The sequence below is a fragment of the Methanohalophilus euhalobius genome, assembly GCF_900215215.1.
GTDB lineage: Archaea > Halobacteriota > Methanosarcinia > Methanosarcinales > Methanosarcinaceae > Methanohalophilus > Methanohalophilus euhalobius.
This window is the reverse complement of sequence record NZ_OBDR01000008.1, coordinates 38,216-53,611: the sequence shown is the minus strand read 5'-3', so window position 1 is coordinate 53,611 and position 15,396 is coordinate 38,216. Positions and strand designations below refer to the sequence as shown.

The following is a 15,396-nucleotide window of genomic DNA, read 5'->3' as shown; positions in this document are numbered from 1 at the left end:
CTCATCACCTGTTATGATTCTGGAGATTAATGTTTATACTACAAATTCCTTTTCAAAAGTGTTCAGGTTCTCATAACCATGTTCTGTTATCAGGACCAGGTCTTCCAGGCGTATCCCGCCGATCTGTGGGTAGTAGAGCCCCGGTTCAATGGTAATGATATTGCCCGGCTGCAGGGGTATCTCCCTTAAACCGATCGAGGGTGCTTCATGCACTTCCAGTCCGACACCATGCCCTGTGGAGTGGATGTATCCTTCACCTTTTTCAGCATCCGTGAAATATCCCCTTTCTTCGAACTCGTCACAGACCGCTTGATGCACATCATTTGCTGCAACACCGGGTTTAAGCATTCCCAGAGCCTTTTCCTGGGCTGCAAGCACGGCATCGTACATCTGCTGTAATTGTTCTGTAGTTTCTCCCCTGGTAACGGTACGGGTCATGTCGCCACAGTAGTGATGCATTTTATGCTGCGGGAAGATGTCGATCACAATGGGCTCGCTTGCCAGCAGCTGTCCCTCACCATGCCAGTGTGGATCGGCTGCACCCTTGCCACAGGCCACAATGGTTCCATGGGCCCGACAGTCATGATCAAGCAGGCAATGTTCAATAATCCTGCGTACCCTGGATGCTGTCAGGGGTTGACCTTCAAGGAAGAGTTTATTGTCCTCGATCTCAGCGGTCCTGATGGTTTCAATGGCTGCCTGCATTGCCTCTTCGTTGGCCTGCTGGACCTGCCTGATAAGATTGACCTCCCCCTTTTCCTTGACCTCACGCAATTTTCTAAGGGGGCTCTGGATCGGATTGACGGTAAAGCCCATCTCTTTGAGCACCTGAGCCGTATAAACGGGGAAATCCCGGGGTACTGCCACATGTCGCACTCCTTCCTTCTGCAGTAACTGGCCGATACATTCCCCGTAGGCCCTGCCCGGGTCGGCTGTTTCCTTGAGGCGTTTTTTGTAATCGCAGAAACTTAAAGGCACGATTTCCTCGATCCTGCTTTCCTTCTGAGCCCTGCCCTTTTCCATATCCGATATAAGCATCATGTCCCTGGCATTGCGGGTCTGGATGTAACAGAAAGGGTCGCCTGCACGGAATTTCGTGGCAAAATACATATCGGCGTTGGAAGAATCGGCAACAAGGAGGTAGGCTTCACATCGGTTTTTTGCAAGGGCTGCAGTAACGTCCGGGAAATTGTTCGTTTGCTTCATGTACTGAAATTTGTACTGATGCTACATAAGGGTATCAGCGGAAAAAGAAAAAGTCCTTGAAAGAGCTTAACAATCCAAAACACAGGAAGGAGGTTGTAGAAAGGCCATTTTAGATTTTTCGCTCACCCCCTGTTGTAGCCGTGGCCCGAATAGAGCCGATACATCCTGTTGCGACGTACTCTGCCTTTATTGTCCAAAATGGCAGAAAAGACCACAGCCGGGTCAATCTTTTTCCCCTGTTTGTACAGTACAATTTTTTCTATCATTTATTTATTCCCACTCCTTGAGGTTTTAACCCTGAAGAGTAGATTGGCAGGGAGATATTTATACTGCTGCAATTGGGCTACACATGTAAGGGATTTGGGTAAGGATAGTTGCAGAATACCCCATCATAACAGGCATCATGAATGCCAATATAGAATTTTTGTGTAATTTGTAGACAAAGCATGTTTTGTATAGGACAGATATTATTATATACGTTATGTCTCAAATATTAATAATATGAACAATTAGCCCCCTCTTCAATCCCGGGCTTGCATAATTCTAATTAAAACAGCAAGGTGTCCAGATGAAAATCCCCCCTAATACTTCTGATTTTAACCATTTTGATGGTTGGTACAGCAGGTGCAGATACACTTAATGTGAACGACACTGGATGGTGGAAAGATGGCAACTCTTTCAATGAATCCTCCACTCCTATACAGGCAGCTGTGAGTAATGCAAGTAGTGGAGACACTATTCTCGTGGATTCAGGTACCTACATTGAGAATATCGAAGTTTCCACATCATTATTGAATATCACTTCGGCAAATGGTGCTTCTGTCACACATGTCATTGCAGCCGATCCAGAAAATCCTGTCTTTGATATAAAATCTGATAGTGTAACTATTAATGGATTTAATATTAGTGGTGCTAATGGTAATAATGGTATTTATGCATCAGGCATTTATTTGAATAATGCAAACTATTGCAACCTAACTGATAACACAATTCCAGATAACTACTTTAGTGCTATATATTTAAGTAGTTCTTCCAATAATAACATAACAGGCAACACTATTGCAAATAATAGTATGATTTATGGAATTTATCTGGCCTCTTCTGAAAACAACAATCTAAGTAATAATATTGTTTTTGGTAATAACTATGGGATTTATTTAGCAAATTCCAACAATAACAATTTGACAGGAAACGATGTATCAGAAAATCCCGGAATTGGAATTTATTTGCAATCTTCAAGTAATGATAATAAATTGATTGATAACATCATTCAAGATAACGAGGGTCATGGCATTCTTATGGATGATTGTGATAATAACAATATAACTGCCAATAATATTTCAGACAATGGATATTTTGATGGGGACGAATTTAGTGGTATATATCTACTAAATTCTATTACTAACAATATAACTGCCAACACAATTTCAGGCAATGGCTATCATGGAATAAAATTAGAGGGAAGCAATTCTAATAATCTTATTGACAACACAATTTCAGGCAATGGATATTTTGATGTGACCGCATATAGTGGTATATATCTACTAAATTCTATTACTAACAATATAACTGCCAACACAATTTCAGACAATGATGGCAATGGAATTTATATGTCTTCGCCTAAAGATACTTCCAGTGACAATAATTTTTCCAGTAATACTGTATATAACAATTCCAATGGTATCTATTTACAATATCCTCAGGATAGCACTTTGACTGATAACACTGTATATAACAATTCCAATGGTATCTATTTACAATATCCTCAGGATAGCATTTTGACTGGTAACACTGTGTTTAATAATACTGAAAATGGTATTACTCTGTATGATGTTGATAGAGTCTATAATGAAAATAATACCCTTATAGATAACACAGTTTTGAATAACAATAATGGTATAGATATTTCATATGTTTATAACACTACCCTTATTGACAACATAGCTTTGGATAACAATAATGGAATAAAGATTGCTCACTCTAAATACAACAATTTGACTCAAAACAATGTGTCAAATAATATCAACAATGGAGTTTATTTTGTTTCTTCCCACGAAAACAGGCTGGTTAATAACACTATATTGAATAACAAAATTGGACTACTTTTGGGCGGGCAATACGGATCATCTAATAATTTTGTTGGCAATAATAATATTTCTAATAATGGGGACAATGAAATAAATTCAGATCAAGGATATGGATGTGGAATATATATCCATGAATCTGGAAAAAATGAATTGAGTGGAAATATCCTGTCCAATAATGATCGGTATGGAATTTTTTTATATCCAGGGTATAATAACTCCATCTACAATAATACTATCTCAATGAATGGGGGTGGTGGCATATATTTAAGTGGTGGAAGTTCTGAAAATCATATCTATAATAATTATTTCAACAATGATATTCGGAATGCTTACATTTCTGGAACTCTGACCAATTACTGGAACACCACAAAAACCCTCGGTCCCAATATTGCAGGCGGAGACTATATCGGAGGTAACCTCTGGGCGACTCCGGATGGCACCGGTTTTAGTCAGGAAAATACTGATACTGATGGCGATGGTTTTTGTGATACTCCCAACGATACTTACACAATACATGAAGCAGAGAATAATTACGACTATTTGCCTCTTGTAATGCCGACTTCTCTTAAATTCACAGAATCACCGGCTGTCTTTTTCATCAACAATGATGGCACTAACAGATCTGAAAATGCAAATTTCACCTTTGCTTACAGTGGGGAGAATATCAGTTTGTGGACAAAACTGGATAATAAATCGGATGCCAGCGTAGTTGCAGATTTTTCCAATATAACTGGAAATACTAATCCCATTTCATTTGAGCATCAGGGTGATGGTGTATTCACCCTTCTGAATCATACTATGCCAGATAATGATACTGGTGTCTATTATATTTCCATTCATGCCACAACAGCTACAGGTGCTAACAATACCGTCTGTCCTGTAATGCTGAATTTCAATCCCCAATCAAATATAACCGGTCTGGGTAACCCCAATACTACAGATTGGACTACTATTGAAGATCTTACCAATGTAAGCAACCTGACCTTTGAAGCAAACGACAGTAATGGTGATGTAATTGGAAGTCTGGAATTCACGGAATACGTAAATCTCTGTGATATTGAGTTTGCCCAGAAATTGCAACAATTCGGGGAATATGTAGATTTCGATACAGCGCAGACAACACTGGACTCTGCAAACCTGAGCAGGTTGAATAATTCAACCAGTCTTACAATGTATGGCCTTGGATCCTTCGAAAACCAGCCGGGCATACTGCTCGATGGCCAGCCAATCCTGGAAGCAGGCAATACCTCCAGTGACTCGGTTTCAGGGCTTGATTGGAACGCAGAGAAAGGTACATTGACTTTCAGTGTAGATCACTGGTCGACCTATACTGCTGATGGTAAAACACCCGAGGTCACTGCAATTTCTCCAAAGGAGAAAAGGGTAAAAGTTGGAGACACTCTTGAGATGAACGTTTCGGTAAAAGACACATCCGGCATCTCCTCAGTGGTGGTCAATGTCTCCAGTATAAATGATACAGTAGATGAAGCGGTTCTCAAAAATGTTAGTGGCTACTGGGTAAACAATTCCATAATGGTGGATACAGATGCTGAAGACACATATTACCTGAATGTAAACGCCACTGATGTTCTGGGTAATTATAACAACACAGTCAACCTGTCCGTGATCAGGGCTGATACTCTCAAAGCAGATGACTATAAAAAGAGCAGTTCCGGTGGACGCTCTTCAGTAGGTCCAAGTATGCCTCCTGAAGATGTCGAAGGTACAGTTTCCGGAATTAAACGTGTGCTTGCTGGATCGAATGTGAAATATGATTTCTCTGATGGACAAGGACCTGTACTTGGAATCAGTTTTGATGCAAAGGATGACAAAGGCACAGTTGTAGCAAAGGTGCAGGCACTCAAGGACAAACCCGATGATGTGGATGATCCAAAAGGTAATTCCTACCAGTTGATGAGTATCACCGTTGGCAGTGAAGGTACTATCTCTGATGAAAATGCTGACAACATCCTGATCGAGTTCAAGGTCAGCAAAGAATGGGTTGAGGAAAACAACATCGACCCTTCCACAATACGCATGACCAGATTCCATGATGGAAAGTGGCAGGACCTTCCAAGTAATCAGGTCAGAGAAGATGACCAATATCTCCACTTCACAGCCGAGACTCCCGGATTTTCTGTATTCAGCATTGTTGGAGATGAATACAAAGAAGGGATTGAAGAACCGATTGCCGAGCAACCTGAAGATGAAGAAACAACAGATGAACCTGCATCTGAAACTGAAAATGCTCAGACACCCGGCTTTACCGCCATTTTTGCAGTGGCACTGATTGCAGGTGCAGCACTCATAATGCGGAAGGACTAAAAGTCTTGAAAATGAGCGGAGTCACCCGCTCATAATATTTCTTTTTGATTGGTAAATTTTCTATAGAACCAATACCCTTATAGTTAGAAGTAATAGTACTAAAATCAGATGAAAGAATCATCACAGATTAAAAAGGATGTAAATGCTGTTCTGACAACCACATTGTTATATGTTGTCTTTGCAGGTCTTTGGATCCTGTTTTCAGATATGGCATTGGGATGGTTTGTTTCTGATATAAGATTATATGGCCTGCTGCAAACCTATAAAGGATGGCTTTTTGTTCTGGTAACCGCCCTTTTGTTTCTATTTTACGTAATACCCCACATTAATGAAATCAACAACTTCTACGAAGAGGCCTTAAAAGCCAAAGAGGAATACAGGTCCATCTTTGAAACCGCTGCAAACCTGATTACCTCTATAGATTCTGATGGCATAATTGTTGACTGCAACAACCAGGTCCAGAATTTCCTGGGTTATAAAAAAAAGGAAATCATAGGCTATCCAATGGCAAAGATAATTCATCCGGATTATCTGGGCAAAGCTTCCCAATCCCTTCAGGAAATCCTTGAAACCGGCTATTCTTACGGTAAAGAATACAAGATGGTTAGAAAGGATGGCACTCTTATTGATGTCATCATAAATTCCTCAGGTATGAATAAAACCAATGGAAACTATGAAAGAACGATATGTATTATCAATGACATCACTCAACGTAAAACGAATGAAAAAAGGATTGAGTACCTGACTTCGGTGTTAAAATCCATACGCAATGTAAACCAGCTTATCGTAACAGAAAACGATAAATTAAAACTTGTACAGGGTATCTGTGACATCCTCGCTGAATCCCATAGTTTTTACAGTGCATGTATATGTTTGATGGATCATAATCAAAAGCCAATCCTTTTTGAGGAAAGTAGCGGAGTTAGTAAATATTCACTCCTTTCCTCAAAAATGGAAAAAGGTGAAACCCCTGATTATATCAGGACTGTTTTAGAAAAAGACGAATTGCTTATTGTGGATGACTTATTTGAGCAATATACCGATCATACTCCGGCAAAGGAATATACAAAATCAGTACACCTGCTTTCTAAACTTGAATACAAGGATAATGTATATGGTGTAATTGCAGCCACCATATCCCGGGAATTTGCACAGGACGGCGAAATAATCGGTTTGTTTGAAGAAGTAAAAGGTGACATTTCTTTTGCCCTCTACAAACTGGAACTGGAAGATATTCGCCAGGAAATAGAAAAACATCTCGTGGAAAGTAAGGTAGCAGCTGAGGAAGCAAATCGTGCCAAATCAGAATTCCTTGCCAATATGAGTCATGAATTAAGGACACCTCTTAATTCAATCATTGGTTTTTCTAATATCCTGAAAGATAAAAAACATGGTGATTTGAATGAAAACCAGACCAGATACATATCCAATGTTCTCAAAAGCGGAAAACATCTGTTGAAATTGATCAATGATATTCTTGATCTTTCCAAAATAGAAGCGGGTAAAATGGGGTATGAACCTGAAAACATGAACCTTACAGAAACGGTGGATGAAGTAGTAACCTTGATGCAACCCATGGCTAATAAAAAAGATATTGAACTTACATCCAACATCGAATCTGAAGATATAGAAATATTTGCTGATAAGGTAAAATTCAAACAAATCATGTATAATATACTCAGCAATGCAATTAAATTCACACCTCAAAAAGGTAAAGTTACAATTACATCCCAGCTTGTCGGTGATAATATTGAAATATCTATCTCAGATAATGGTATAGGTATTCCTGATGAAAAATTCCAAAGCATATTTGATCCCTTTAAACAGGTCGATTCGTCTTCCACCCGTAAATATGGTGGCACCGGTCTGGGGCTTGCCATTGTAAACAGATATGTGAAAATGCATGGTGGAAGTATACGGGTGGAAAGTGAGCCTGGAATGGGTACTACTTTTACGTTAGCGATACCTGTACCAAAATGATTTCCGTTTCAGCACAATCTAATATTAACCACTGTTTGAAAATCAATTGTCATATCTTTTCTTTTATATCTGTAAGATTTTGATTCATCATCCACTATCATCTCTGTAAGATAGCCTGCAATAATGGATGTCAGAATAATGTACACTGTAAGTATTAGAGTGTGAACTACCACTTGGCTAAACCAGATGGCTTCCTGCTTCATACCTTTCCCAACGAAAAACAAGTTTATCTTCCGGTAGATGCTGAGAAGCTGTACTTTGATGTAAAAAAGTGCTGGATTTAATCAATAACAAATGTGTATGTGCCAACTCATGATTGCGATCACTGCAAAAAACTCTTTCTGAGAAGAATTGGTTCACTTTAGATAATACACTAAGCAAAGCACACCAAGCATCATCGATCCTGCAATGATAATCATTGTCCAGGTAGCAGTAGATAGCAACGTTTTGCTAAGCATACTCCCTCCCATTAAATATTCAATGGCTAATAGTGCAAAAACCGTAAACATTAAAAATAGAATTGAAGATATAATTATAATAAATTCAGATATAACCTTGTTCATCTTAACTCTAATTTGCAACTATAGTTAATATATTATATATTTGTATGCCAATACAACATAAAAAATTCAGTATGCCAGAGAAATAGATGTTGCGCCGATATCTCAAATAATCGATCACTGGTATCCTGGTTGTGATGGATATTGCTGATATCCTCAAAATAAAGAATGGATCTGATAAATCCATTCTCATTTGAGAATTCTGATCAACGTTCCTCTTCCAGAACTTCTATAAAATTTGTTCTTATTATCACTCTACTAGCCTGTTTCCCGGGCAATTATTCTGAAATATCTGCTTATTTTTAGATAGTTTCCGCCCTCAGTCCACCACCTTTTTTCTTTTTAACGTCCTCATTTGATGCAAATTGAAACAAAACGCCGTCACCATCACCTTTCCCGCTTTGAATACGCCTTTTGTCACCGCATACACCCTTTCACAGGGCATCCTCTGTACACTAATCCTGTCATTGCGCATAATCTGTCTGATATTCAGTGGCTTTCCTCTTACCGCTCTTTGCATCGTTGCTGCAAATCCTTTTGCCGCCACTTCGAAATATCCCTTATCCCTATACACCACTTCTCCTTTTTTTGACAGATCCACCTGTGAATCATGTACTGATGCCACAGTCGTTTCAAACCTTCGAATCAACTCATTCTCCTTATCAATAATCGTAGCAGTTTGTACCCAAAATATGATTTGCCACCTTTTTTTGACCAATTTCCAATCCTCTACAATCAATCTGTCTTTGTGGTTCAAGTTCTGGATCAAAAAAGACCATGCCATTGTTGTAACACAAGCATTTTGAACATCATTACAACATCATTTTCAGGTCGACCACCTTTGTCTGTCCTGTTGATATACATAGATTCCAGTATGGGACGAAATGGTTTCCAGTCGATCAACTTGTCTATTATCATATAGTTTGTCACCACCAGCTATCAAACGGTCATATTCTGTGTTTCAGGGTGAAATTACTGAAAGTACTCATATAACTAAATTTATCTTGATAGAATATAAATATTGTTGTTTAGTTTGGGTGAGGGGAGGAGTTAATCAGAAATCTCTATAGGAATATTAATCAAAATTATACACTCATGGATATCGAATGATAGAAGACTTCCAAGGAAGTGATACAGGCAGTGTTTCCTTAAACTGTAGACTTATTATTTATGAGTTCATTAATGGCCATATCGGCATAATTAATATTTAATAATAACAGATAATTATAAATTCTATTTTTGAGAATGCAATAAATGTTATGCCTGACCACAAGAAAAATTAATGTGAATTGCTTTTGGAAGATTCAACCCCGAGAATACCTGCAATCTCCAATCCTTCACTACCAAGCTCAGAAAGACGGTTGAAAATTTCGCTGCGATCCACGTACTTTTCAGTGCGTGTTCCATCTTCTTGCTCAATCTTGATGGTAATTTCACCTTTCACATATCCCCTTTCACGACACTGGGTTATAATGTCTGAATACTGTTCTGCAACAGCCTTTAAGCAGTCAAATATCTCATTACTGTAAATGGCATTCTCATCACCGGCCATCAAATTGACAAGTTTGCGGGAAGCAATACTGGACCGGGCAAATCCCACAAGATTATTGACAAGTGAATCAATCTCTTCGAGGGTTATTGATTTAAAAAGCGCAGGGTCTGCAGTAATATCAGTATCATCAAAAATCACGGAATACTCATCGCCGTCTGAAATAATTCTCAGCGAATGGTCTGCCTTTTTATTGCTGAAAGAGGCGTCCACGTGCTCCTTGCCATCATACTCAAACGATTTCAGTAAATACTCGGACAGGTCTTCCATTTTGATCTTTTTTTCCTTGGATATTAATCCGGTTCTTGTCCACGTAGGGATAAAAAGGGTATCAATCAGATCTTTTACCGCAACAGAAGACCTGTTATAACCCAATTCAAAGAAAGATTGCATTGACCCAAAAGTTGAGACCTTCTTGCCGGTTAAATGGCCATTTTCAGCTTCCATGGAATAACTTTCATGAGAACCATAAATTCCGCCTTCAAAAAGAGGATTCAACATAGAAAGGACCTGACTGCCGATAGAATTCATGAATTTGTTATAGTCATTTCTTTCCTTTTCGATAGAGAGGTTTACCTGTTCCAAGCCTTCATGTACAGCTCTGTCACAGGCTTCCAGGACTGATTTTTTATATTCATCCAGATAGTGGCCGGCAAAATCAGAATCCAGGGATTTGACACATTCCACAGTTTTATCATTGGAACTATTCAGTTCCTCCAGTGCTTTTTCCAGAGAACCGATATTTTTGTAATAATTTTCATTTTTTTCAATCGCTTCCTTTTCTACAGGAAGAACTTTGGAACAGGCATCCACAAAGTTCTTTAAATCCTCAATGAAATCCCGCTGTACAGGCAGATCAGTAGAATCCTGAAATGTATATTTCATGTTTCCCCCGGTTTAATGCTAAATATCTGCCTGCAAACATTATATATGTTATCGTGGGGATTTACAGGAGAACTTCCCTGACAGGTGCAAGTAACAGGCTCATGTATTTTACAGCACCGTTTTTAAGGTCCATTGGGTGCAGGGTCCCGTCTTCAAAGATTTTTTCAAGTTCCTCGTAACCATTGCATGTAAGATTGCCTCCAAATTTCTCAGGCCTTTCAAACACGACCTCTTCATAACGGGGTAATATATGGTAGCGGAAGAGCTGTAACACAGGATTATCAACTATCTCACCAGCAGGACAGAAAGCTTTTTTCATCTTTTTCTTGATGGTTGCCTCATCATCATCCACAGAAATATAATTGCCTCTGGAAGATGCCATTTTATCACCGTCAAGTCCCAGCAGGATTGGAGTATGGAGACATATCGGTGCCTTGTAACCCATTCCAGGCAGTCCCTCACGGGCAAGCATGTGTATCTTACGCTGGTCGATACCACCTACAGCTACATCAACATCAAGCATAGCAATATCAATAGACTGCATTATCGGATAGACCATCTGGGAAACCCGCGGATCATCCATTGTTCTTCCTACCTCATCCATACTGCGGCGGGCCCTGTTCAGAGAAGTAGTACAGGTGAGTCTGAGTACATTGAGCATATATTCCTCACCCAGCTGGAAATCCGAACCATAAACAAAATTGGTTTTATCAGGGTCAAGCCCCAGTGCAAGAAAGCATCTCCTGTTATAATCAGCAATTTGTTTTACTTCTTCCATAGTACCTTTCTGATTCAGGAAAGCGTGCACATCTGCAAGGAGTACCGTTATATTGAAGCCGGCCTTCTGAAGGTCGATCAATTTGTTTACGGTAAGCACGTGACCCATATGTATCTTACCGCTTGGTTCGTAACCGGTGTAGGCAGAAGGCTCTGCTTTTGCTTCCATCAGTTCATCCAGTTCCTTCTCTGTAACAATTTCCTGAGCATTCCTTTTAACAAGATCTATTCTGTCCATGGAGTCACCGCATAAGATAATTTAACTGATAATAAGGTCAATAATTGTGCAATCTCTATTCAATCCAGAGATATATGTCTTTTGAGGAAATTATCTCCCTCTTCTGTACTGAAAAGAGGCAAATCCCAATCCTGGTAGATACGTGAACGTGTGGAACGTGTCTTTTCCTCCAGAAGAGGATTATACCCTTCTATTGGATATTTCACCCTGTATACAGCCACACCTCGCCTTTGCCATGCAGGTTTCTTTGCCAGATTTGTGCCTCTTTCAAACATCATCTCATGTATGTCCTGTGATTTTTTGCCATGCATGATCGAAGCTGCACTTTTTCTGTCAATACCTTCATCTATAAGAGTGTAATAACCATAAGAACTAACAAAATTGCGCCAGGCTTCCTGTTGTCGCCACTGCATATATTCGGTAAACTGGCCACTGCATACAGGAATCACGCGGCAGTCAAAGGCCACAGGTTCCTCAATTCCTGAAAAAAGGGTAAAAGAGCTGCTCAAAAAAGAAGGTACAACCGAATCAAGTTTCTCCACTCTTCTGTCAAAGGGCAGATCCGTGAATACAATGCTTGCCTCATCAGAAAAAGTGTACGCAAAAACCGGGTTCATGTTGCTTTTTTTGAAAAACAGCTCTATTGAATCGGCCATACAGGTGGCAAAGAAAAGGTCATAGGGTTTTTCAAACCCTTCTTTTTTCAGGGTATGCTGGAAGTTCCTGCCATCTACTCGAAGAATTACCGGAGACACACAACGCAAATCAGCATAGATCTCTCGCTCTTTCATGAGATGATCAGTCTTCTTCTTTCTCTTTATTCCTGAATTTGCTGACAACATCCCTGATAAGAACGATGTCCCCGCTTGTGATTACCCAGCGATAGGGAATTATGACACCCTTTGTAGGAACATCGAAAAAATCACGACTGATGTCAGAAAGAGCAAGACCACTTATTACCCCCTCCTCCACATTCATTACAAGGTCATCAACTTTACCCACATAAGTACCGAGGTTGGTATATACGTTTAACCCAAAGAGTGATGTAATATCTGCGCGCATGTTATCCCCTGTTATAGTTGTATATTGTATAAGAATTTACGTTGGTCATATATATAAATACATTTTCTTAAATGATATATATTCTGGCAAATTTAATTACATGAGCTGAATCCATCATATAAAATATTGGTGACATTAATGCTTACAAGTACTTATATTCATATCCCGGGCATCGGGAAAGAAACCGAGAGGAAGATATGGTCCGGTGGAATTACGACATGGAATGAATTCCTGCAGAATAAAAGCGCAATAAACCTCCCGGGTTCCAAAAAAGATAAAATTGCAATGGAAATTGAAAACTCCATCGAAAAACTTGAGATACGCGATATTCCTTATTTTGCAAAATCGATACCTACATCCGAACACTGGAGAGGATTCCGTAATTTTTCGGACTCTGTAGCCTACGTGGATATTGAAACCACAGGGCTTTCACCTGCATCCTCTGAAATAACTGTCATTGGAGTTTATAACGGTAAAGATGTGAAAAGTTTCGTGCGGGGCATAAATCTGGAAGAAATAGTGCAGGAGATGGAACAATACGATTTCCTGGTAACTTTTAATGGTGCGCGTTTTGACCTTCCTTTCATACAGCGAGAGTTCCCACAGATCACAATGGAACAAATGCATACCGATCTTATGTATCCTTTAAGGAGAATAGGGTTTAAAGGCGGACTCAAAAATATAGAACACATGCTGGGAATTAACCGCTCCGAAGAAACTGAAGGAATGGATGGTTTTGAAGCCGTGCACCTGTGGAAAGAATATGAAAAAGGGAATGAAAAAGCCCTTGACCTGCTTCTTGAGTACAACAGGCAAGATATAGTGAATCTGGAAACTATCCTGGAGATTACATATGACAGGTTTATTGAACATTGCTTTAAGGGGTGTACACCACAGAAATGAGTGAAAATATTGTGCCGGGACATCCGGACATATCGGATTTTCCCCACCTGCCCGGCGTATACCTGATGAAGGATGCAAATGATACCATAATCTACATCGGTAAAGCTAGGGACCTGAAGAAAAGGGTCAGCCAGTACTTTCAGACTGACAAAAACAAGAGCCAAAAAACAAAGGTTCTTGTCAGCAAGATCAGGGATATAGAATACATAGTTACATCCACAGAAGTTGAAGCCCTTATTCTGGAAGCCAACCTTATCAAAAAGAACAGGCCCAGGTACAATATCAGCCTTAAGGACGACAAACGTTATCCCTATGTGAAGGTAACCATCAATTCCAGATACCCGCGCATATACCTGGTCAGACGCAGGTTAATGGACGATGCTGTGTATTTTGGCCCATACACCAGTGTAAAGCCAGTGCGCACCACTCTTGACCTGATATCCCAGATCTTCAAAATCCGCAGGTGTCACGGCAATCCCACACAAAAGAAAAGGCCCTGCCTGAATTATCATATAAATCGCTGCATGGGACCCTGTACAGGAGATGTGGATGCAGAAGAATACAGGGATAATGTGAAGGCGGCAGTAAAGTACCTCCGGGGGGACACCGGTGACCTGCTGGGCAAACTCAAAAAGCAAATGCAGGAATACGCAGAAAAGCAGCGATATGAGGCAGCTTCGGTTATCCGGGACCAGATTGAGGGCTTAAAAGAACTTGCAAAACAGCAAAGGACAACTGCAGGAATCGATGACAGGGATGTAATCGGGTTACATGTGGATGAAAAGGATGTCTACGTGCAGCTCTTCTACGTGAGAAACGGCAGCATGGTGGGACGGGCGGATTTTGAACTGAACCGGGGGAAAAGTACGTCCTCTGAAATTATTGCCGAATTCATCAAACAATACTACCAGGATTCCCCTGTACCTCCCGAAATTGTTGTGCCAGAAATGCCACCGGAGGAAAAAGTAATCCTGAAATGGCTGTCTGAAAAGGCTGGCAGGAAAGTCACCCTGAACATTCCCCGGATAGGGGAAAAGAAAAAACTCCTTGATATGGCGATGAAAAATGCCACAATGGCCCGAGAAAGGGCAAACACGGAGAAGGCAAAAAAAGAGGGAACACTGAAAGGGCTCGAGGCTCTGCAGGAAAAACTGGGAATTGGCACCCTGCCGCGACACATAGAAGGTTTTGACATATCCAACATATCGGGAAGCGATCCGGTAGCTTCGATGGTGGTATTCAAAAACGGTACACCGTCAAAAGCGGATTACAGGCATTATAATATCAAAAGTGTTGAAGGAATTGATGATTTTGCCATGATGGCCGAAGCAGTTGGCAGGCGATATTCCCATAAAAAGGACAAACAAGCCATGCCAGACCTCATACTTATCGACGGGGGAGAGGGACAGGTCAATGCCGCAAACCGGGAATTGCAAAAACTACAGATGAATATACCTATAATCGGCCTTGCCAAGAAATTCGAGCACATAATCTTTCCTGAAAACCATCCACGTAAACTGCTGATTCTGCCAAAAAAATCGCCTGCACTAAAAATACTCATGCAGGTAAGGGACGAAGCACACAGGTTTGCAGTGGCTTCCCACAGGAAAAGAAGATCAGCGAGACTTTCCCATTCCGAGCTGGATGGGATTGAAGGTATCGGGGAGAAGAAAAAGAAAGAACTTCTGCAGCATTTCGGCTCTGTGGAAAAGATCAGACAGGCTGAGGAAAAAGAGGTCGCAGAAATTGAGGGAATCGGAAAGGAACTTGCAAGACGTATTGCCGAAAAGCTCAGGGAACAAAAATGAGCACGACAGTTATATA

Annotated in this window: 10 protein-coding genes and 1 pseudogene; 4 read left to right on the top strand and 7 right to left on the bottom strand. The window is 40.3% G+C overall.

Annotated elements, in window-relative coordinates; genetic code table 11:
* Positions 1–33: 33 nt before the first annotated feature.
* Entirely contained in the window at positions 34–1,206 is a 1,173-nt protein-coding gene (locus tag CP947_RS07730) for a M24 family metallopeptidase (protein WP_096712645.1), read from the bottom strand.
* Positions 1,207–1,328: 122 nt separating this feature from the next.
* Complete coding sequence (locus CP947_RS10565) at positions 1,329–1,472, bottom strand: hypothetical protein (RefSeq protein WP_164909028.1); 144 nt, start codon at positions 1,470–1,472, stop codon at positions 1,329–1,331.
* Between the two features lie 342 nt (positions 1,473–1,814).
* On the opposite strand from CP947_RS10565, the gene CP947_RS07725 reads away from it, so the two are divergent.
* Positions 1,815–5,618 carry a NosD domain-containing protein gene (locus CP947_RS07725; RefSeq protein ID WP_128754341.1) on the top strand — a complete coding sequence of 1,268 codons (3,804 nt, stop codon included), beginning with the start codon at positions 1,815–1,817 and terminating at the stop codon, positions 5,616–5,618.
* Positions 5,619–5,726: 108 nt separating this feature from the next.
* Positions 5,727–7,598, top strand: a complete 1,872-nt coding sequence (locus CP947_RS07720) for a PAS domain-containing sensor histidine kinase (RefSeq protein ID WP_096712643.1) — start codon at positions 5,727–5,729, stop codon at positions 7,596–7,598.
* 879 nt (positions 7,599–8,477) lie between these two features.
* On the opposite strand, the pseudogene CP947_RS07710 reads toward CP947_RS07720, so the two are convergent.
* The 5 genes and pseudogenes from CP947_RS07710 to CP947_RS07690 all read right to left on the bottom strand — a co-directional run bounded on the left by CP947_RS07710 (position 8,478) and on the right by CP947_RS07690 (position 12,669).
* Positions 8,478–9,147, bottom strand: a pseudogene (locus CP947_RS07710) (transposase).
* Positions 9,148–9,437: 290 nt separating this feature from the next.
* Positions 9,438–10,592 carry a hypothetical protein gene (locus CP947_RS07705; protein WP_096712641.1) on the bottom strand — a complete coding sequence of 385 codons (1,155 nt, stop codon included), beginning with the start codon at positions 10,590–10,592 and terminating at the stop codon, positions 9,438–9,440.
* A gap of 61 nt (positions 10,593–10,653) precedes the next feature.
* Positions 10,654–11,607, bottom strand: coding sequence for a tyrosine--tRNA ligase (locus CP947_RS07700; protein ID WP_096712640.1), 954 nt, complete (start codon positions 11,605–11,607; stop codon positions 10,654–10,656).
* Positions 11,608–11,666: 59 nt separating this feature from the next.
* Complete coding sequence (locus CP947_RS07695; protein WP_096712639.1) at positions 11,667–12,398, bottom strand: tRNA(His) guanylyltransferase Thg1 family protein; 732 nt, start codon at positions 12,396–12,398, stop codon at positions 11,667–11,669.
* 7 nt (positions 12,399–12,405) lie between these two features.
* Positions 12,406–12,669: a PRC-barrel domain-containing protein gene (locus CP947_RS07690; RefSeq protein ID WP_096712638.1), complete on the bottom strand. Its 264-nt coding sequence runs from the start codon at positions 12,667–12,669 to the stop codon at positions 12,406–12,408.
* 138 nt (positions 12,670–12,807) lie between these two features.
* Here CP947_RS07690 and CP947_RS07685 point away from each other — a divergent pair, with 138 nt between their 5' ends.
* Positions 12,808–13,572, top strand: a complete 765-nt coding sequence (locus CP947_RS07685; protein ID WP_096712637.1) for a ribonuclease H-like domain-containing protein — start codon at positions 12,808–12,810, stop codon at positions 13,570–13,572.
* Complete coding sequence (gene uvrC / locus CP947_RS07680; RefSeq protein WP_096712636.1) at positions 13,569–15,380, top strand: excinuclease ABC subunit UvrC; 1,812 nt, start codon at positions 13,569–13,571, stop codon at positions 15,378–15,380. The genes CP947_RS07685 and uvrC overlap by 4 nt, the downstream gene beginning before the upstream one ends.
* Positions 15,381–15,396: the final 16 nt, after the last annotated feature.

What these genes read in the sequence shown, in the direction of transcription:
- CP947_RS07730 (WP_096712645.1), bottom strand. Translation starts at nt 1,206, where the DNA reads ATGAAGCAAACGAACAATTTCCCGGACGTTACTGCAGCCCTTGCAAAA.
- CP947_RS07690 (WP_096712638.1), bottom strand. Translation starts at nt 12,669, where the DNA reads ATGCGCGCAGATATTACATCACTCTTTGGGTTAAACGTATATACCAAC.
- CP947_RS07720 (WP_096712643.1), top strand. Translation starts at nt 5,727, where the DNA reads ATGAAAGAATCATCACAGATTAAAAAGGATGTAAATGCTGTTCTGACA.
- CP947_RS07695 (WP_096712639.1), bottom strand. Translation starts at nt 12,398, where the DNA reads ATGAAAGAGCGAGAGATCTATGCTGATTTGCGTTGTGTGTCTCCGGTA.
- CP947_RS07685 (WP_096712637.1), top strand. Translation starts at nt 12,808, where the DNA reads ATGCTTACAAGTACTTATATTCATATCCCGGGCATCGGGAAAGAAACC.
- CP947_RS07725 (WP_128754341.1), top strand. Translation starts at nt 1,815, where the DNA reads ATGGTTGGTACAGCAGGTGCAGATACACTTAATGTGAACGACACTGGA.
- CP947_RS07705 (WP_096712641.1), bottom strand. Translation starts at nt 10,592, where the DNA reads ATGAAATATACATTTCAGGATTCTACTGATCTGCCTGTACAGCGGGAT.
- CP947_RS10565 (WP_164909028.1), bottom strand. Translation starts at nt 1,472, where the DNA reads ATGATAGAAAAAATTGTACTGTACAAACAGGGGAAAAAGATTGACCCG.
- CP947_RS07700 (WP_096712640.1), bottom strand. Translation starts at nt 11,607, where the DNA reads ATGGACAGAATAGATCTTGTTAAAAGGAATGCTCAGGAAATTGTTACA.
- uvrC (WP_096712636.1), top strand. Translation starts at nt 13,569, where the DNA reads ATGAGTGAAAATATTGTGCCGGGACATCCGGACATATCGGATTTTCCC.